This is a genomic window from Stenotrophomonas maltophilia group sp. Smal17 (genome assembly GCF_030237045.1).
Classification (GTDB): Bacteria; Pseudomonadota; Gammaproteobacteria; order Xanthomonadales; family Xanthomonadaceae; genus Stenotrophomonas; species Stenotrophomonas forensis.
The window spans coordinates 1-18,141 of the sequence record NZ_JASJSU010000083.1; the positions used below are offsets into that span (position 1 = coordinate 1).

The following is an 18,141-nucleotide window of genomic DNA, read 5'->3' on the forward strand; positions in this document are numbered from 1 at the left end:
GCCGCGGCCAAGCCCCCATGGATGGGTTTACGGCGTCCCCCGCGCCACCTATCCGCCCGGCCCAGCCGAGGAAAGCGCTGTTCGTGCCCCAGCCACGAGGGGCCCCGCCGTTGGCTGGAACCCATCATTCCATGACGGAATTGGCGCGCCGGCCCCGCTGGGCCTACCATCGGCGGTCCCCACCCCCACCGCCCCTTCCATGTCCGCTCCCGCTTCCGCCGCACCGCGTCGCTGGTTCGTTGCCGGCGACTTCAACGGCTTCTTCGGCCTGGTCGTCGACAACCTCTCCATCCTCGGCTTCATCGCCATGGCCCTGGTCGGGATCTTCCAGTTCCCCGCCGACGTAGTGTTCGGCCGCATGTTCCCCGGCACCGCCTTCGGCGTGCTGGTCGGCAACCTGCTGTACACCCTGATGGCGCGGCGGCTGGCCGCGCGCACCGGCCGCGACGATGTCACCGCCATGCCGCTGGGCCTGGACGCGCCGACCAGCATCGGCATGGCCCTGCTGGTGCTCGGCCCGGCCTTCATCGCCTTCAAGCAGCAGGGCCTGGACCCGCATGCCGCCGGCATCGCCACCTGGCAGCTGGGCATGGCCGCGCTGGTCATCATGGGCGTGCTGAAGTTCGTGCTGTCGTTCTTCGGCGAAGCGGTCACCCGCGCACTGCCACGTGCTGCGCTGCTGGGATCCATCGCCGGCATCGCGCTGGTGCTGATGGGCCTGCTGCCGCTGCTGGAAACGCTGCGCTCGCCGCTGGTCGGCTTCACCACGCTGGGCCTGCTGCTGTACGTGCTGATTGCCAAGGGCAAGCTGCCGGTGCGTGGCCCGGGCGTGCTGCTGGCCTTCGTGTTCGGCACCGTGCTGTACTACGGCCTGGGCCTGGCCGGGCTGGGCGCGCCGGGCTTCCATGTGCCGGCATGGGTGCCGCCGCAGGTGGTGCTGCCGCTGCCGACGCTGGGCTTCCTCGATGGCCTGCCCACGGCGATGACCTACCTGCCGCTGCTGCTGCCGTTCGGCCTGCTGATGGTGGTCGGTGGCATCAATGTGTCCGAAAGCGCACGCGCGGCCGGTGATGACTACCGCACCCGCGACATCCTGCTGGTGGAAGCGGTGGCCACGCTGGTGGCCGGTGTCTGCGGCGGCGTTGCGCAGACCACGCCGTACATCGGCCAGCCGGCCTACAAGCACATGGGCGCACGCAGCGGCTATACGCTGCTGACTGGCCTGTTCGTGGGCATCGGCGGCATGCTCGGCATCATCTCCGGGCTGGTGCAGTGGCTGCCGCTGGCGGTGCTGGCACCGATCATCGTGTACGTGGCCATCGACATCACCACCCAGGCGTTCCAGGCCACGCCGCGCCACCATACCGGTGCGATGGTGTTCGGCTTCCTGCCGTCGGTGGCGTACCTGCTGGCGATCAAGGCGCCGGGCTGGATCGCGCCGGACCAGCTGCCGCAACTGTTGACCAAGCTCGACGGCCATGGCCTGCCGGAACTGGCGGTGATCTTCACCCTCGGCAACGGCTTCATCATCACCTCGATGCTGTGGATCTCGGCAGTGGCGGCGATGGTCGATGGTCGCCTGCGCCGCGCCTGCGGTTTCCTGCTGGTGGCTGCGCTGTTGACCCTGTTCGGCCTGATCCACTCGGTGGACCCGCGCGGTGGCATCTACCTGCCATGGGACCTGGACGGGCTGGCGCGCATCATCAGCTGGCAGTTCGCGGGCGCCTATGTGGCGCTGGCGCTGTTGCTGGGGCTGTTGTCGTTGCAGAAGCAGGCGGTGAAGCCGCTGGACGGGGTCAGCTGAGCGCACGGTGGTGCCGGCCAGCGGCCGGCACTACCGCTCTGCATCGAGTTCCGGGTAATGGCGGAAGATGCCGTTGGTATTGAACGCCAGCCGCCGTTCCGAAGCCAGGTAGGCGGCGATGTTCGGCCGCTTCGCCACACGCTCGTGTAGCGCACGCAGCAGGGGCAGGGTGGGCGCCAACGCCTGCATCCGCCGCGGGAACATGTAGTCCAGCCCACTCAGCAGCTGGAACAGCGACAGGTCCACATAGGAGTGCTCGCGCAGGGCATGGCGGCCACCGTTGGCGGCCAGTACCTGTTCGAAATGGCCGAGGAACTTCGGCAGTCGTTCGCCACGCAGTGAAGCCGCACGTGCGTTGGCCTCGGTCTTCTGCTCTTCGTAGTATTTCGACGCGGCGATCGGATGGTGGGTGTCATGCACCTCGGCCACCAGGTCGGCGATGGTCAGTTGCAACTGCAGCGCCTGCATCCGCCGCGACGCGGCCTGCGGCACCAGGTCCAGGGTCGGACCGAGAAAATCCAGGATGGCCGCCACCTGCGCGATCACCTGCCGGCCCGCCTTCAGGAACGGCGGTGCGAAGGGCAGTGCACCCTCGCTGTTTCCATCGAGGAACGGCTGCATCACCGCATCGCCATGCACCCGCGCCATGTCGATGTAGTCGGCGCCGGCATCTTCCAGCGCCAGCCGCACGAATTCACCCCGGCCCTGGATGCCGGTCCAGTAGTACAGCGCGTACTGCATGACAGCGTCTCCGCACGACAAGACCCACAGCCTCGCGCAGGGTGTGCAAAGCAGGCGTGAGCGTGGTGCATGCGCAGGCCCCAACCCCAACGGCAGCGGAACAGGCAGGGAACCCATGGAAATCAACCGGGTCACACCTTGTCCATGCAGGTGAACAACGAGGGACTGCATCATGCAGAGTGGAAAGGCGGTATGGCCCTGGGTGCTGGGCGTGGTGGTGATCGGTGGCGCGGGGGGCTGGTTGTTCCGCGATCAGCTGAAAAGCCTGGCAGACGGTGTGTCGGTGCCAGTGCAGTCCCCTCCCGCCAGCAGCGGTGCACCCCCACAACCGAAGGCAGCCACAGCGCCTGCGCCAGCACCCCCGCCGATCAAGCATCCGCTCGATACCGGGGCCGCCGCCGACCCGGCGCTGCCGAAGCTGGCTGACAGCGATGCCGCGGCCTGGGGCGCGCTGAGCCAGCTGTTCCAGGGCGAGGGGCCGTTGACCCTGCTGCTGCGCGACCACCTTATCCAGCGCCTGGTCACCCAGGTCGACAACCTGGACAAGCCCAGCGTGCCGCCGACCGCACTGGCCGCGCGCCCGCTGCCCGGCAGCCTGCAGGTCGAGCCCGATGAAGGCGGCGAGCGGATTGCCGCGGCCAATGCGGCGCGCTATGCGCCCTACGTGCAGGCGTTCACTGCGCTGGACCCGGCGGCGACGGCGGCTGCGTACAAGCGCTTCTATCCGCTGATCCAGCAGGCCTATGTCGACCTGGGCCGGCCCGAAGGCTATTTCAACGACCGCCTAGTCGCGGTGATCGACCATCTGCTGGACACGCCGGAACTGGCCCAAGCGCCGCGGGTGGAACGCGATGAACGCGGCCGCTACCGCTTTGTCGATCCCACGTTGCAGTCGAGGTCGATCGGCCAGAAGGCGCTGCTGCGCATGGACCCGGCACAGGCACGGGCGATCAAGCGGCAGCTGCAGGCGATCCGCGGTGCCATCGCTCGCGGCTGAAAGCTGAAGACGGCAGGGGCAAGTGTCATCGCCAGCGTGATACGGTCGCGATCAGGTAGACAGGAGTGACCTCGATGCATCGAATGTGGTTGGGCGTGAGTGCGTTGTTCGCCACGACGGTGGCCTCGGCGGCGGCCGTTGAGACGCGCGATGGCGAACTGGGCGATCCCTACGGCTACACCCGCAGCGTGCGCCTTGCCGAACTGTCCCGGCTGCAGACGCTGGGCAAGTCACCTGGCGTGAAGGGCAAGCTGGGCCAGGCGGGTTTCTACCGCGTGCGCGGCGAGCTGGACCGCTCCAGCCAGGCGGCCCAGGAGTGCCTGAAGGCCGTGGCCAGCGAGGCGGCGGACAGTGTGAAGGGGGTCGAGTACCTGTGTTCGGCCACCCTGGCCGGCAATCTGCTCCTGCGGGGCGATATCGCGGGTTGGGCGACGCAGATGCTCCAGGTCCGCACGCTGATGGAGCGCGATATCCGCCCCATGCTGAGCCCCAAGCTGCGCGACATCCATCTTGCCGGCATCAGCGAGCCGCATTTCGAGCGGTTTACCGCATGGCCGCGCAACGCGATGGCGGCGCAGGCACCTGCCCGCGACGTCAGTGTCCCACTGCAGTTGGACAACGAACTGCCGACGCTCAGCCTGAAGCTGCGCACCGCAGCCGGTGAACGCGAGCTGCGCGTGCATCTGGACAGCGGCGCCGCACACTCGCGCATCGGCCGAGCGCTGGCGACCGAGCTGGGCTTGACGCTGACCGAGGGCTTCATGGCGGTCGATGGCAGTCCTGGCAAGTTGTATGCGCTGGCGGCACCGGTCGAGTTGGACATCGGTGGTGTCGCCGTGCGCGATGTGTCCTTTGCGGTACTGGGCCAGGACGACCTGCCACGCATCGGCCTGGACGTACTGCGCGCGCTGGGCCGGGTGCGGGTCAACAAGGATGCGCTGGTGATCCAGGCCACGGCCAGTCCGGTGCCGTGCACGTGGCGGATGGCCACGCTGTCCTCGTTATGGGCGGATGCGTACGACGTCCGCTATCCGATCCGCGCTGGCAAGCAGAACGTGCTGGTCAAGGTGGATACCGGCTTCAACGGCGCCTTCCAGGCCCGCGGAACGTTGCCGGCCACGCCACCCGCGTCGGCGATCCGGCGCAAGAACGTGATCACCACCGAAGGCAGCGAAGACATCCAGTTCGTGGAGGCGACCACGCCGGTCATGATCGGGGAGGAAGTGCTGAACCTGCCGATGGACCTGGGGCTGTCGCCCGGGCCCAACCCGCTGTTCAACCCGGACTGGCGCGTGGGCTTTGCCGCGACCCAGCGCTACAGCCTGTACATGGATGTTGAAGGCACCTATGGCTGCCCGGTGGCCGTTGCGGCGGCGCCACCGCTGTTGCCGCCGAAGCCGGCTCCCACGCCGCCTGCGGGCGGCTGATCCGCGGCTACAGGCTCTGCAGGAACGCCTCGATGTCCTGCAGATCCTGGCGGCCCAGCCCGCGCGGCCGCAGCAGTGGATCCGGCTCTGGGAACGGCGCCGCATCAGCCGGCAGCGCGGCCGGGGCGCGCGGGCGCGCGCCGCCCACGTTGTAGAACGCCAGCACGCCGGACAGGCGCGGGATCAGGCCGTTGTGCATGTAAGGCGCAGTGCTGGCAACACCGCGCAGCGAGGGCGTACGGAAGCGCCCGCTGTCGGCGGGATCGCCGGTCACTTCGTAGCGGCCCAGATCCTGCCGCGCGCGGCCGTGGAAATGCAGGCCCAGGTTGTGGAAGCCGTTGTCGGTCAGCGCGGCTCCATGGTGGCAGTTCATGCAGCCCGCCTGCGTGCGGAACAGGTGCAGGCCGCGCAGCTGGGCATCGTCCAGTGCACGCGTATCGCCACGCAGGAAGCGATCGAAGCGACTGTTGCGCGGCGACAGGCTGCGCTCGAAGGCGGCGATGGCCTGGCCGAGCTGGGCGGCATCGATGCGCGGCTGCGCGAAAACCTCGGCGAAGTCTGCGCGATAGGACGGATCGCGGCGCAGGCGACGCACGGCGCCCTGCGTGGTGAACCCCATCTCGATGGGATCGGCGATGGGATGCAGCGCCTGCGCTTCCAGCGTGGCCGCGCGTCCATCCCAGAACAGCGGTGCCACGTGTGCGCTGGTGGCAACGCTGGGTGCATTGCGGCGGCCGGGCTGGCGTCCGTGCCCGAAGGACACGCGACGACCGTCGGCCCAGCCCAGGTCCGGATCGTGGCAGCTGGCGGAGGCCACCGCCCGCGACTTCGAAAGAACCGGATCGAAGAACAGCCGCCGCCCCAGCGCCACCTTGGCTGGTGTTGATGGATTGTCCGGTGGACCTACGGGCGACGGCAGTGGGGCCAGTTCCTTCCACGCCACGCCGGGTTCGACCTCCGGCGCGGGCCAGCGCGTACTGGGGCTGCTGTAGAGCGCACGCAGGCAGGCGCCATCCCAGCGTTCCGCCTTGCCCGGAGCAGGCGCGCAGACCGGCTGGGAAGGACGTGGCTGTGCAGCGCTGGCCAGCACGGCGCTGACCAGCACTGCACTCCAGCCAAGCCTGCGGCGGCGCGCGGGCCTCAGAACCGGTAGCCCACTTCGAGCCAGAACGAGCGTCCCATTTCGTAGTACGGCGCGCGGCTGACGCTGCTGGATACGCCATTCACCGCGCGCCGATCCAGCACGTTGAACACATCCACGTTGGCGAACACCGTGCCCATCGTCGACAACGGCTGCTCCCAGCCAATGCGCATGTCCCAGATCAACGAAGGGGCAAACCGCCGTCTTTCCCAGACCGCAACACTCTGGCCGTCATGGACATCCTTCAGTCCGGTGTCCCGTATCGCGCGATAGCCGGCCCGGTAGCGCAGCGTATTGCCCCAGGTCAGCCGAGCTGCCGGGATATGCGTGGTGGTGGCCAGTCGCGCGGTCCATGGGCGGGTGAAGTTGTCTGCCGGACGATCGCGGTAACGGATGTAGCTGCCGTCGTAACGGATGATCGGATTCTCGTAGTACGCGGTGCTGAAGTCGTCCTCGTAGTCGGGCGCAGAAGAGCGGCTGTCGGTCCAGTCCAGCGCCAGCAGGCCCGTGGTGCTGGTTCCGCCGAACTGCAGGCGGCGCAGGGGGCGCACGGTAAGGCTGATGATCTGTGTCTCGCTGCGGCCGTCGTTGCTCCAGGTTTCGTAGTGGGTGGCCAGCGAAGGGTCATCCGCGCGTTCGTCCTGTACCCGGCTGCTGGAACGCACGACCTGGTCACGCCCCTTGCGGTTGACGACCTTGCCGAAGAACTCCCAGCCCTTCCATTGCTGCTTGACGCCCAGCATCAGCTCATCGTCGTAGGCGATTCTCAGGCGATCGAAATGCAGCCCGTTGGCGGTCTGCGTACCTGCGGTCCACTCGCTGTCGAGCGTCGGGCGGCGCTGGTTCCTGTATTGCAGCCGATCAAGGCCATCGCGCAGCCGCCACGTGGCCGCGTTGCGGCCGTAATAGCGGTTGGCACCCGCGATCAGCTGGGTGTCGCCGGCGGCGTCGAGATCCAGTGACATCGCCAGGCGCGGTGCGACCGTGGTGTGCTGCATGTAGCTGTCATGGTCGATGCGCAGGCCGGGGCGCAACGACAGGCGCCCCGCGCGGATGCTGTCTTCGGCGTAGGCGCTCCAGCTGTCGATCTGGAAGTCCAGCCGGCCGCGCGTGTAATAGGTGCGGCTGGTGAAGAACTGTCCGGGCCAGTTGCTGGTGTTGGCGCGGCCGGTACGGGTCAGGCCCATCCAGCAGGTCTGCGTGTCGGTGATGCCGGCCTTGTTGGTACAGCTGGTGGTGCGCGCCGGCGAGACATAGATGTAGGTGTCGTCCAGGCGCTCGTAGTCGACATCCTGGTGCTGGTACTGGACGCCTGCCGCGAAACGATGCTCCATGCCCAGCCAGCGCCGCGGTGCCAGTATCAGATCGGCACGGTACTGGAGCGTCTTCTGCGCCTGGTCAATATCGCCGAATTCACCTTCCAGCGAGCTGCCTGAGGCTCCCCAGTCCTTGCCCTCGGCCCAGTGCCAGCTCATGTAGTCCGCAGACTGCGGATGGCGGGACTGCTCGGTAGAACTCCAGCCCACCTGCTGGGTCAGAGTGCCCCATTGCGGCGACCACGTCGCCTTGAGCATCGCCTGGCGACCGCCGCCAATGATGTCGATGCCGGCACCGGGGACGTTGGAGCGGAAGTAGTGGGATTCCTCCGGCGCATGGGTAAAGCTTGCCTCGATGTCGAGCGTGTCGCTCGCTTCCCAGACCGCCTTGACGAACAGATTGTCGATGCTGCGCCGCTGGATCTGTTTCTCCGAATGCGCGTCGTCGACCAGGTGGGACTGCAGGTTGTAGGTGGGAATGGTCGAGCGTTTGCGGGTGAAACTGGCCAGAACGCCGATGCGGTCGGTCAGATAGCCCTCCAGATCGGCGCGCGTGGTGGTCTTCTTGAATTCCGGCTGCCCGTCATTCGCGCCGGATGCCTTCTGGTAGCTGTCTGCGACGGCGGCGTCCAGGTGGTAGCGTGTCCACGAAGATCGCGAGGACTGGGTGGACAGGCGGCCGCTGAAGGTGCGTGATGGTCGCCGGGTGCTCGCTTCGACCACGCCGCCGTTGAATCCACCATAGGCGGCCGAAACGTTGCTGTCATGCACGGTGACGTCTTCCAGCAGGCTGCTGTCCAGTGCCAGCGCCTGCGAGCCGCCTGGAACGGAGAACAGCCGGTACACCTCCGGATCGGCGCCAGGGTCGATGTCGTTGTTGAAGTTCATGCCATCGACGATGAACGCGTTCTGATAGAACTTCGCACCATTGATGCTGATCTCCGCGGGGCGGATTTCACCGGGGCTGAAGCTGCCCTGGTCGGCATTGTCGAACTGCACGGCGGGATGGATGCGCAGCAGCCGGGTGATGTCACCGTTGCCAGCGGCCTGCGCCGCGACGTAGTTGCGGTCCAGTTGCAGGCTGCCTCCGAAGGTCGAACCGGTGTCCTGCCCCGGAACGTGCAGGGTACTGGTGCGTCGTGCGCCTGCCGGCACCTGCGCACGCTGCAAGGTGTAGCTGCCATCGGCGCGCCGCACCGCGCGCAGCCCGCTGCCATGCAGCAGTGCGTCGAATCCTGCGTCCACGTCCAGCCCCGTGGCAATCGAGGGAGCCTGGCGACCACGGGTCAGCGCGGGGTCGAAGGACAGGGCCACGCCATGCTCGGCGGCGAACGCGCCCAGTGCACTGCCCAGCGAGACAGTGCTGCGCTGGACGTGCAGGGATTCATCGGGCGGTGATTGAGCCAGCGCGGGTGTGGCGGCGAGCGCGGTGGCGAGGAGGCTCAGTCGAAGCCGGGGCAGGTTCACGGTCATGGGGAGGAAAATGAGGGGTTCATACCCTCTGCCACGCGACGCTCGGAAAAGTGTCAGCCGCGATGTCCCGCAGCAGACACGTGGATCCACAACCCCTGCTCGATCCGCAGCGCATGGGTGGCGGCAAGCATCGACAGGCTGCGTTGCAGGTCGTCCAGCGGGAATGCGCCGGACACCGGCAGGCCGGCGACGCGCGGATCCACGCGCAGCCAGCGGTGCTGGTAGCGCCCCAGCTCCTGCAAAACCTGTTGCAGCGGCATTGCATCGGCGACCAGCATGCCCCGGACCCATGCGTCAGCGCCGGGTGGTGCAGGCTTGGGAGGTGGCAGCCGGGTCAGGTTCCAGCGCATTTGCTGCCCGGCGTCGACCTGGCGCTGTTGACCCGGTGTGGAGATCCGCACCGCGCCGTGCTGGACGACCAGCAGGGCGTCGTCCCCGAACAGGCGCACGCTGAAACGGGTGCCAAGTGCCTGCAGCGTGCCGTAGGGGGTCGTGACCCGGAACGGCCTCGCCGGGCGTTGTGGATCCGCGGCTGTCTCCACCAGCATCTGCCCATGGCGCAGCCGCAGAAGGCGCGCATGCGCATCGAATGCGATGTCGACCGCAGTGCCGGTATCCAGGTGCAGCACGCTGCCATCGTCCAGCACCTGCTGGGCGCGCTCGCCCACCGCCGTGCGCGCACTGGCATCCCACGCCGCGTCGTCCCACAACCGCCAGGCCAGCCATCCACCGAGTGGCGCCACCAGCAGAGCGGCGACGCTGCGCAGTACGGCGCGGCGCCCAGCAGACGCGGGCGGCTGCAGGGTGCGCTGGGCCAGCGCTGTAGGCACCTGAGCGGTCAGCGCCAACAGACGTTCCGCGCGCTGCCAGGCGTGGGCGTGTGCCGGATCGGCATCGTGCCAGCGTTGCCATTGCGCGCGCTGCGCCGCGCTGTCGTCCTCGTGCAGGCGCATCAGCCAGTCGGCGGCCTGTTCCAATACGCGCGGCGGAAGGGCCGGTGCGGCGGCGGTCTCAGCCGGCATGCGCCAGGCAGCCCAGCAGCGCCCGCTTCATGTGCCGCTTCACCGTCGACAGTGACAGCCCCAGCTGTTCGCTGATGGCCTCATAGCGAAGCCCATCGAACTGCGCCAGCAGGAACACCCGGCGTGCCATCGCGGGCAGGCCGTCGAGCATCGTGTCGATCTGCTGCAGGGCCTCGCGCACCAGCGCCTGCTCCTCCAGCGAGGGCAGCACCGGCTCTGGAAACTGCGCCAGGTACTCCAGGTAGGCGCGCTCCAGTGCCTGGCGCCGGAACCAGTTGGCGGCCAGCCCGCGCGCGACCGTAGTCAGGAACGCGCGCGGCTCGCGCAGTGCGGCCAGGTCGCGGCCCTGCAGTAGTCGCGCGAAGGTGTCCTGGGTAAGGTCATCGGCTACATCGCGATTGCCTACGCGGCCGCTCAGCCAGCCCTGCAGCCAGGCCCGGTGATCGCGGTACAGCACGCCCAGTTGTTCGTGGTGGGGAGGCATGGAGGGGGACGCGTGGCCTTGATCGAAATGAGAATGATTCGCAAGTATCGCATCCGTGATGCGCCGATTCCAGTGCCAGGCGCGCGCTGGCTTGCGCAGGATCAACGCGGCGGCAACATGCGGTGCGGCATGCTGGCCGCGGGCTGACTGGCCTCCGGATGCAGTCGCAGTCACCCTTGAAACGGGGTGGGGCAACCGCATCTTTCCAGCATCGCCGGCAGTGGCCGGCCCTGATCACCGATGAGGTTCTGCAATGCGGATGGACAAGCTCACCTCGCGTTTCCAGCAGGCGCTGGCAGACGCACAGTCGCTGGCCGTGGGCCGCGACAACAGCATCATCGAACCGGTTCACCTGTTCAGCGCGCTGCTGGACCAGCAGGGCGGCAGCACGCGCCCGCTGCTGGCCCAGGCCGGGGTGAACGTACCGGTGCTGCGCGAGCGCCTGACCGAGGCGCTGGATGCACTGCCCAAGGTGTCCGGCCAGGCCGGCAATGTCTCGATGGGCAACGACCTGGGGCGCCTGCTGAACCAGACCGACAAGCTGGCCCAGCAGCACGGTGATGCCTTCATTGCCAGCGAGTGGTTCGTGCTGGCCGCGCTGGAAGATGGCGGTACGCTGGGCATGGCGCTGCGCGCCGCCGGTGCCGACAAGACGCGCCTGCAGACTGCCATCGACAAGCTGCGCGGTGGCGAGAACGTGCAGTCGGAAAATGCAGAGGAACAGCGGCAGGCGCTGGAGAAGTACACCATCGACCTGACCGCGCGCGCCGAGAGCGGCAAGCTGGATCCGGTGATCGGCCGTGACGAGGAAATCCGCCGCACCATCCAGGTGCTGCAGCGCCGGACCAAGAACAACCCGGTGCTGATCGGCGAACCCGGCGTAGGCAAGACTGCCATTGTCGAAGGCCTGGCCCAGCGCATCATCAATGACGAGGTGCCCGAGGGCCTGCGCGGCAAGCGCGTGCTGTCGCTGGATATGGGCGCGCTGATTGCCGGTGCCAAGTTCCGCGGTGAATTCGAGGAGCGCCTGAAGGGCGTGCTCAACGACCTGGCCAAGAGCGAAGGGCAGATCATCCTGTTCATCGATGAGCTGCACACCATGGTCGGCGCCGGCAAGGCCGATGGCGCGATGGACGCTGGCAACATGCTGAAGCCGGCGCTGGCACGCGGCGAACTGCATTGCGTCGGTGCCACCACGCTGGATGAGTACCGCAAGTACATCGAAAAGGACGCCGCGCTGGAGCGCCGCTTCCAGAAGGTATTCGTGGGCGAGCCGTCGGTGGAAGACACCATCGCCATCCTGCGCGGGCTGAAGGAGAAGTACGCCGTTCACCACGGCGTGGAAATCACCGATCCGGCCATTGTGGCGGCGGCCACGCTGTCCAACCGCTACATCACTGACCGCCAGCTGCCGGACAAGGCCATCGACCTGATGGACGAGGCGGCCTCGCGCCTGCGCATGGAGATCGACTCCAAGCCGGAGGAACTGGATCGCCTGGAACGTCGTGTGATCCAGCTGAAGATCCAGCGCGAGATGCTGAAGAAGGAAAAGGACGAGGCTTCGCGCCAGCGCCTGGCCGATCTGGAAAACGACATCGATGCGCTGGAGCGCGAGTTCTCCGACCTCAATGAAATCTGGAAGTCGGAGAAGGCCGCGCTGCAGGGTGCAACCAAGATCAAGGAGCAGGTCGAGCAGGCCAAGCTGGAGCTGGAATCGGCGCAGCGCCGCCAGGATTTCGCCAGGATGAGCGAGATCCAGTACGGCCTGCTGCCGCAGCTGGAAAAGCAGCTGGCCGCTGCGCAGGAGGCCGAACACAAGGACTTCAAGCTGGTGCAGGACCGGGTTACCGACGAGGAGATCGCCGAGGTCGTGTCGCGCTGGACCGGCATTCCGGTCAACAAGATGCTCGAAGGTGAGCGCGACAAGCTGCTGCGCATGGAAGAGGTGCTGCACAACCGCGTGGTCGGCCAGGAGGAAGCGATCAAGGTCGTCTCCGACGCCGTGCGCCGTTCGCGTGCGGGCCTGTCCGATCCGAACCGGCCGGCCGGCTCGTTCCTGTTCCTCGGCCCGACCGGCGTGGGCAAGACCGAGCTGTGCAAGTCGCTGGCCGAGTTCCTGTTCGACAGTGCCGACGCGATGATCCGCATCGATATGAGCGAGTTCATGGAGAAGCACAGCGTCGCCCGCCTGATCGGTGCGCCCCCGGGCTACGTCGGTTACGAAGAGGGTGGCTACCTGACCGAAGCGGTTCGTCGCCGTCCGTATTCGCTGATCCTGCTGGACGAAGTGGAGAAGGCGCATCCGGATGTGTTCAACATCCTGCTGCAGGTGCTGGACGATGGCCGCCTGACCGATGGCCAGGGCCGCACCGTGGACTTCCGCAACACCGTCATCGTGATGACCTCGAACCTGGGCTCGCACCAGATCCAGGACATGAGCAGTGATGACAGCCCGGAGGCCTACACGCAGATGAAGGCGGCGGTGATGGGCGTGGTGCAGGCGCACTTCCGCCCGGAGTTCATCAACCGCCTGGACGACATCGTGGTGTTCCACCCGCTGGACAAACAGCAGATCAAGCAGATCGCGCGCATCCAGATGCGTGGCCTGGAAAAGCGCCTGGCCGAGCGCGGCTTGAAGCTGGTGGTGTCCGATGCTGCGTTCGACCTGCTGGGCAACGTCGGCTTCGATCCGGTGTATGGCGCGCGTCCGTTGAAGCGCGCGATCCAGGCACAGCTGGAAAATCCGCTGGCGCAGAAGATCCTTTCCGGCGCCTTCGTCAACGGTGACACCATTGAAGTCGGCAACGACGGCGGCCACCTGGTGTTCGCCAAGGCGTGAGTCCATCGGGGCGCTGCCTGAGCGCAGCGCCCCGTTTCCCGTGGGCAACGCCGGGCCGGGCCCGGCCCGCCCTTAGAAGCGGTGCGTGTAGCCGCTCATCAGGCCGAACTGGTTCGGCTTCTGCACGATCGGGCTGTCCGCGGCGTCGCCGAGCAGGCGCGTGCCTTCGGCCGAGATGTACCAGTTGCCATTACGGCCCACGCGATGGCTCCACTTCAGGCCGAGGCCGGCGCTCACCAGGCCGGCCTTCGGCTTGTGCTGGGCAAAGCCGGTACGCGCGGCCTGCTCCGGGCTGACGCCGTACCAGGTCTGCATGTAGCCGCGATTGCCATACTCGGTGGAGACGCTGCCGCTGACCACGCCACCGGCCAGGTCGAACAGCGGCAGGTCCAGGCTCAGGTGCATCTGCTGGGTGGCCAGGCCGTTGTCGCCGCGGTCTTCGTCCTTGCGGGTGAATTGCCAGGTGCCGCTCAGCACGGCCTCTCCCAGCGTATAACCAGCCGAAAGGCCGACCAGGGGACGGCTACGGATATCACCCATGCTGCGCAGGAAGTCGGAACCGCCGAGGGCGGAGTCCTTGTCGCGGCGGCTGCCGCTGGCGCCGATGTAGGCGCGCACGTGGGCATGCTCGCCGATCGCCGTGCCCCAGCCGATGCCACTGGTGCCGAGAAACCAGCCACCGGGTGACAGGGCGTCGAAGGACACCATCGGTGACGCCTGGAAGTCCTTGCTGCCGCTGTAGCGCGGGGTCACGCCGGCACCGGCGGCGACTTCGAAGGTCCAGTGGTCATCCTTGGCATGGGCGATCGGCGCGGCAAACAGCGGCAGCAGGGCCAGGCAGAGCAGGGACGGGGTACGGTGACGCTGGGACATGGGTTCTCTCGACAATGGGAGGAATGCAGCACGCGCATCCGGCGCGCGCTGCAGGGTCGACAGCGTGGCGATTCGCCGGCGACTGATCCGTCCGCAGTTGTGCGGGAGTTGTAATCAACTGTAATCGCGCCCGTTGGCGTTCAGCTGCCAGCCAGCGGCCAGTGCATTTCCAGGCGTGCGCCGCCCAGCGTGGCGCGGCTGATGCGCAGTTCGCCGCCGTGGCGCGCCGCGATGCGGTTGACGATGGCCAGGCCCAGCCCGAAACCACCGGTATCGCGGCTGCGACTGTCATCCAGCCGGGTGAATGGCCGCATCACTTTTTCGCGGTCGGCCTCGGCGATACCGGGGCCGTCGTCATCCACGCGCAGGCAGGCGCGGCCGCCAACGCCCACCAGCGACACCTCCACCTGCGAATGCGCATGGCGCAGGGCGTTGCCCACGAGGTTGCTCAGTGCCAGCTGCAGCAGGCGCGGCTCGGCATCCACCCGCGGCAGCGCGCTGGGCTGCACACGCAGTGCCAGGCCCGCACGTTCGGCGTCGCGGCGCGCATCGGCCAGGCAGGCCTGCAGCCAGTCGTTGGCCTCGATGCGTTGCAGCGGCTCTCCCTCATTGGGGTGTTCCAGGCGCTCATAGGCCAGCAGTTCGCTCACCAGCCGATTGAGTTCGGCCAGATCGCCGTGCAGCCCCTGCGCCAGGCTCGCGCGACGTGCGCGATCGTCGCTGTCCTGCATCAGGTCCAGCCCGAACGCCACCCGTGCGATCGGCGTGCGCAGTTCATGCGAGATCGCGTGGGTCAGGTCGCGCTGGCGCTGCACCAGCTCGGCCACGCGCGCGGCCATGCGGTTGGAATGGTCAACGATGACCCGGATCTGCGAGCGTGGCGACACCTGCGCCCGTGCCTGCAGGTCGCCGGCACCGATGCGGTCGGCATGCAGGCGCAGCGCTTCCAGGTCGCGCCACAGCAGGCGGACCCAGGCATACAGGCTGGCCCCGACCAGCAGCAGGATGCTGAGGTAGGCGGCGATGGACATGTAGGTGGTCATCAACACCTCGCCTGGCAGGCGCAGGTGCAGCCAGCGGCCGCTTGCATCTTCGATGGGCAACAGGATCTGCTGGTAATGATCGCGGACGATGAAGCCGTGTGCCTGCAGGTGGACCTGCTCCTGCGCGTCGAGCACGGGAGGCGTCTCCAGCAGGGTCAGCGCGATGCCATAGTGTGGTTGCCACTGCTGCACGCGCGCTCGCTGTTGTGCAGCGTCCAGGCCGGCCAGCCCGGTGCGCAGGGCATACACCTGCCCGCGCACCTGCTCGGCGAACACGCGATCCTGTACCGGCAGGTAGATGCCGTCCAGGATGTGGTTGAGGACGAACACCGACACCAGGAAACAGGCACTGGTGACGAACCACAACCACAGGAACAGGCGCTTCATGCTGACCAGGCCGAGGGATTGAACTGGTAGCCGCGGCCCCACACGGTCTTGATCCGCCGGGGTTCGCGTGCGTCGTCGCCAAGCTTGCGGCGCAGCTTGCCGATGCTGACGTCGACGCTGCGGTCCAGCCCATCGAAACCGATGCCGCGCACCGCCTGCAGGATCTGGTCACGCGACAGGATCTGCCCCGGCTGGCTGGCCAGCAGCCACAGGATCTCGAATTCACTCGTTCCCAGCTCCACCGGCAGCCCGTGCAGGTGTACTTCGCGCTGCATCCGGTCGATCAGCAGTTCGCCATGCATCAACCGGCACGGCGTGCCGGAGTTGCTGCTGCCATGACGGCGGCGCAGCAGGGCGCGCAGGCGGGCCAGCAGCAGGCGCGGCTCGACCGGCTTGTGCACGTAGTCGTCGGCGCCCGATTCCAGGCCCAGTACCTGCTCGATATCGTCTTCGCAGGCGGTCAGCATCAGGATAGGCACATCGGAAAAGCTGCGGATCTGCCGGCACACATCGATGCCGCCCAGGCCCGGCAGCATCAGGTCCAGCACCACCAGTTCCGGTGCATGCTGGCGGCACGCCGCGCCGGCCAGGTCGCCGCGGGCCACGTGCTGCACGGCGAAGCCATGTTCGTGCAGATAGTCGCTGACCAGCTCGGCCAGGCGGCGATCGTCTTCCACCAGCAGGACCGGGGTCGGCGCGCCGCTGGCGGCGGGTGTCCAGGGAGAGGGCTGCATGCGTATTGGGCCTCCATGCCCGGGCAGGATCGCCCGGCGGCGAAGCCTAGCAACGGGCCATGACGGCTGCCTGAATCGCGGCCAACCTGATAACCGGCGGTATGGACGTCATCGCCAGCGGCTTTCAGCAGCAGGCTCCGCTTGGCCTATGTTGGCGGTTTCCCCGGATGGAGCCTGGTGCAATGAGCGACCCGCAGTGGCAACTGGAAACCCTGGCCGTGCACGGCGGCTACCGTCCCGACCCGACCACCCGCGCGGTAGCGGTGCCGATCTACCAGACCGTGGCCTATGCCTTCGATGACACCCAGCATGGTGCCGACCTGTTCGACCTGAAGGTGCCCGGCAACATCTACACGCGCATCATGAACCCCACCACCGACGTGCTGGAGCAGCGCCTGGCCGCGCTGGAAGGCGGTATCGGCGCACTGGCACTGGCCTCGGGACAGGCGGCGATCACCTACGCGATCCAGACCATCGCCGAGGCCGGTGACAACATCGTTGCGTCCAGTGCGCTGTATGGTGGCAGCCTCAACCTGCTTGCGCACACGCTGCCGCAGTACGGCATCCAGGCGCGCTTCGCCGATCCGGCCGATCCTGCTGCGTTTGCAGGGCTGATCGACGAGCGCACCAAGGCGGTGTTCGTCGAGTCGATCGGCAACCCGCGTGGCAACGTCACCGACATCGCGGCGATCGCCGAAGTCGCTCACGCGGCAGGCGTGCCGCTGATCGTCGACAACACCGTGGCCACCCCGTTCCTGCTGCGCCCGTTCGACCACGGTGCCGACATCGTGGTGCACTCGCTGACCAAGTACCTGGGCGGCCATGGCAACAGCCTCGGCGGCGCGATCATCGACTCCGGCCGCTTCGACTGGGCGGCGCAGCCAAAACGCTTCGCCCGCCTCAACCAGCCCGACCCGAGCTACCACGGCGTGGTCTACACCGAAGCGCTGGGGCCGGCCGCCTATATCGGCCGCGCGCGGGTGGTGCCGTTGCGCAACACCGGCGCGGCGCTGTCGCCGTTCAATGCATTCCTGATCCTGCAGGGTATCGAGACGCTCGTCCTGCGCATGGAGCGCATCAATGCCAACGCACTGGCCGTCGCGCAGTTCCTGAAGTCGCACGCCAAGGTGGCCTGGGTGCGCTATGCCGGGTTGGTCGACGACCCCGAGCACACTGCCGCGCAGCGCTATCTGCGCGGACACGGCTCGGGCGTGCTGACCTTCGGCCTGCCGGGCGGGCGCGAAGCTGGCGCGCGCTTCCTCGATGCGCTGAAGCTGTTCACCCGCCTGGTCAACCTGGGCGATGCGAAGTCACTGGCTACCCATCCCGCCTCGACCACCCATCGCCAGCTGGACGCGGCCGAGCTGGCCAAGGCCGGCGTCAGCGAAGACACCGTGCGGCTGTCGATCGGCATCGAGCACATCGGCGACCTGCGCGCGGACCTGGAGCAGGCCCTGGCCAACGCCTGATAGCCACGGGCTTGGTCGTCATCGCCACAGGCGATCACCACGGGCGCTGCGATGCGCTACGGTGGAACTGCCTCTCCAAGGCGTGGCAACGTGGCGATCCAGATCCCCGGTCGATGCGGGTCGACCGGGGATTTTTCTTGTGCCGCCGTGTCGACCAAGGTCGACACCCACCAGAGCAGAACGCCGTTCCGACAGATCGCAGAAATCTGTCGAAGGCGGGGTGGGTCCGGTTGCGGGAGTGTCCGCGGCATGGGCCCGAGGCATGCCTCGGGCGGGTTGGGCAGGACGCTCAACCCCGGTCTTGCCGTGTGCGCAGGAACGCGCACACGAGCAAGCCGCGGCCAAGCCCCCATGGATGGGTTTACGGCGTCTCCCGCAACCGGACCCACCC

The 18,141-nt window shown here is 67.5% G+C and carries 14 protein-coding genes; 6 read left to right on the top strand and 8 right to left on the bottom strand.

Annotation, left to right across the window (positions count from 1 at the left end; all coding sequences use genetic code 11):
* Positions 1-199: 199 nt before the first annotated feature.
* Positions 200-1,804, top strand: a complete 1,605-nt coding sequence (locus tag QRO93_RS17270) for a hypothetical protein (protein ID WP_180879185.1) — start codon at positions 200-202, stop codon at positions 1,802-1,804.
* Between the two features lie 30 nt (positions 1,805-1,834).
* On the opposite strand, the gene QRO93_RS17275 is transcribed toward QRO93_RS17270, so the two are convergent.
* The gene (locus tag QRO93_RS17275; RefSeq protein ID WP_180879183.1) at positions 1,835-2,545 is read right to left on the bottom strand and encodes a glutathione S-transferase; all 711 of its coding nucleotides are present in this window, start codon (positions 2,543-2,545) and stop codon (positions 1,835-1,837) included.
* A 172-nt stretch (positions 2,546-2,717) separates the two neighbouring features.
* On the opposite strand from QRO93_RS17275, the gene QRO93_RS17280 reads away from it, so the two are divergent.
* On the top strand, positions 2,718-3,542 hold the full coding sequence (locus QRO93_RS17280; protein WP_180879181.1) for a DUF3014 domain-containing protein: 825 nt from the start codon (positions 2,718-2,720) through the stop codon (positions 3,540-3,542).
* Between the two features lie 74 nt (positions 3,543-3,616).
* Positions 3,617-4,969 (top strand): aspartyl protease family protein, encoded by a 1,353-nt coding sequence (locus QRO93_RS17285; protein ID WP_258010963.1) that lies wholly within the window; start codon positions 3,617-3,619, stop codon positions 4,967-4,969.
* Positions 4,970-4,976: 7 nt separating this feature from the next.
* Here the strand turns inward: QRO93_RS17285 and QRO93_RS17290 are convergent, their stop codons facing one another.
* Genes QRO93_RS17290 through QRO93_RS17305 form a run of 4 tightly spaced genes read right to left on the bottom strand, consistent with a single transcriptional unit; the run spans position 4,977 to position 10,405 of the window.
* A complete protein-coding gene (locus tag QRO93_RS17290; protein WP_285304295.1) occupies positions 4,977-6,074 on the bottom strand; it encodes a cytochrome-c peroxidase in 1,098 nt (365 codons plus the stop codon).
* Between the two features lie 35 nt (positions 6,075-6,109).
* Positions 6,110-8,899, bottom strand: coding sequence for a secretin and TonB N-terminal domain-containing protein (locus QRO93_RS17295; RefSeq protein ID WP_180879177.1), 2,790 nt, complete (start codon positions 8,897-8,899; stop codon positions 6,110-6,112).
* A 53-nt stretch (positions 8,900-8,952) separates the two neighbouring features.
* A complete protein-coding gene (locus QRO93_RS17300) occupies positions 8,953-9,921 on the bottom strand; it encodes a FecR domain-containing protein (protein ID WP_180879175.1) in 969 nt (322 codons plus the stop codon).
* On the bottom strand, positions 9,911-10,405 hold the full coding sequence (locus QRO93_RS17305; RefSeq protein ID WP_180879173.1) for a sigma-70 family RNA polymerase sigma factor: 495 nt from the start codon (positions 10,403-10,405) through the stop codon (positions 9,911-9,913). The genes QRO93_RS17300 and QRO93_RS17305 overlap by 11 nt, the downstream gene beginning before the upstream one ends.
* Positions 10,406-10,417: 12 nt before the next feature.
* Here QRO93_RS17305 and QRO93_RS17310 point away from each other — a divergent pair, with 12 nt between their 5' ends.
* Positions 10,418-10,552 (top strand): hypothetical protein, encoded by a 135-nt coding sequence (locus tag QRO93_RS17310; RefSeq protein ID WP_258010961.1) that lies wholly within the window; start codon positions 10,418-10,420, stop codon positions 10,550-10,552.
* A gap of 106 nt (positions 10,553-10,658) precedes the next feature.
* On the top strand, positions 10,659-13,244 hold the full coding sequence (gene clpB, locus QRO93_RS17315) for an ATP-dependent chaperone ClpB (RefSeq protein ID WP_180879171.1): 2,586 nt from the start codon (positions 10,659-10,661) through the stop codon (positions 13,242-13,244).
* Positions 13,245-13,316: 72 nt separating this feature from the next.
* Here the strand turns inward: clpB and QRO93_RS17320 are convergent, their stop codons facing one another.
* The 3 genes from QRO93_RS17320 to QRO93_RS17330 all read right to left on the bottom strand — a co-directional run bounded on the left by QRO93_RS17320 (position 13,317) and on the right by QRO93_RS17330 (position 16,281).
* Positions 13,317-14,117: a MipA/OmpV family protein gene (locus tag QRO93_RS17320; protein WP_180879169.1), complete on the bottom strand. Its 801-nt coding sequence runs from the start codon at positions 14,115-14,117 to the stop codon at positions 13,317-13,319.
* A gap of 140 nt (positions 14,118-14,257) precedes the next feature.
* Entirely contained in the window at positions 14,258-15,547 is a 1,290-nt protein-coding gene (locus QRO93_RS17325) for an ATP-binding protein (RefSeq protein WP_180879167.1), read from the bottom strand.
* Positions 15,544-16,281 carry a response regulator transcription factor gene (locus QRO93_RS17330; protein WP_053450589.1) on the bottom strand — a complete coding sequence of 246 codons (738 nt, stop codon included), beginning with the start codon at positions 16,279-16,281 and terminating at the stop codon, positions 15,544-15,546. Before QRO93_RS17330 ends, QRO93_RS17325 begins: the two co-directional genes overlap by 4 nt.
* Positions 16,282-16,463: 182 nt before the next feature.
* On the opposite strand from QRO93_RS17330, the gene QRO93_RS17335 reads away from it, so the two are divergent.
* On the top strand, positions 16,464-17,750 hold the full coding sequence (locus tag QRO93_RS17335; RefSeq protein ID WP_180879165.1) for an O-acetylhomoserine aminocarboxypropyltransferase/cysteine synthase family protein: 1,287 nt from the start codon (positions 16,464-16,466) through the stop codon (positions 17,748-17,750).
* Positions 17,751-18,141 lie beyond the last annotated feature (391 nt).